Origin of the sequence: Bartonella sp. MU70NMGDW, from assembly GCF_042194085.1 — a bacterium.
Lineage (GTDB): Bacteria > Pseudomonadota > Alphaproteobacteria > Rhizobiales > Rhizobiaceae > Bartonella > Bartonella grahamii.
Window position 1 is genome coordinate 1 of record NZ_JBHIMK010000448.1, and the last position, 948, is coordinate 948.

General features: G+C 37.9%; 2 protein-coding genes. Both read left to right on the plus strand.

The features are described from left to right. Positions 1 to 213 (plus strand): ATP-binding domain-containing protein (locus ACFIKE_RS11550; protein WP_375650083.1); only part of this gene is annotated, 213 nt, incomplete at its 5' end. A gap of 84 nt (positions 214 to 297) precedes the next feature. Beyond that, positions 298 to 948, plus strand: a 651-nt coding sequence (locus ACFIKE_RS11555) for a pyridoxine 5'-phosphate synthase (protein WP_375650085.1), incomplete at its 3' end; no start/stop codon positions are given.

A 948-nucleotide genomic window follows, 5' to 3' on the forward strand; every position in this document is an offset into this window, starting at 1 on the left:
TTTGAAAACCCTGATCAAGAAATTTCATGGCAATTAAAAAAGCGATATGATGATTTTGATTATGGGTATGCATTAACTGTTCATAAAGCACAAGGTTCTCAATGGAATAACGTCGTTTTGTTTGATGAAAGTTTTGCATTTCGTGAGATGTATGCGCGCTGGCTTTATACGGGAATTACGCGCGCAGCAGAACGTTTAATGATTGTTCGATAGAAAAAAATATGTATATCATCTAAGTTTCAGATAGAAAATGCCTTTTTTCTATCTTGTTACATACTATAAAAAATGGAAATGGGCATGGCGGTAAAACTTTCGGTTAATCTTAATGCTGTTGCTGTTTTGCGTAATCGACGTAATCTTCCGTGGCCAAGTATCACGAATATTGGGCATATAGCGCTTGCTGCTGGAGCAGCAGGTTTGACGGTTCATCCACGCCCTGATGAAAGGCATATTCGTTTTGCGGATTTGCCAGATATATACTGTTTAATCAAGAACAATTTTCCTACAGCTGAGTTTAATATTGAAGGTTATCCCAGTGATCAATTTTTAGATATCGCTGAAAACTACGCGGATCAGATTACCCTTGTTCCTGATGATCCAGATCAGTCAACGTCTGATCATGGTTGGAATTTTGCTCATGATGCAGAATTTTTAGCACCTATTATTCAGAATTTAAAAAAAAGAAAGATTCGTGTATCCCTTTTTGCTAACCCTACTGTCGATGGTCTTGATATTGCTAAAGCAATGGGTGCTGATCGTGTGGAATTTTATACGGGACCTTACGGTGGTGCATTTCAGGACAAAATAAAACAAGTTCAAGAGCTCAATAAACTTGTTTTAGCAGCAAAAAAAGCCAAAGAGGTGCAATTAGGTATCAATGCAGGTCACGATTTGACGATTGCTAATCTTCCTGCTCTTGTCAATCGTATTCCTTGGCTTGATGAAGTT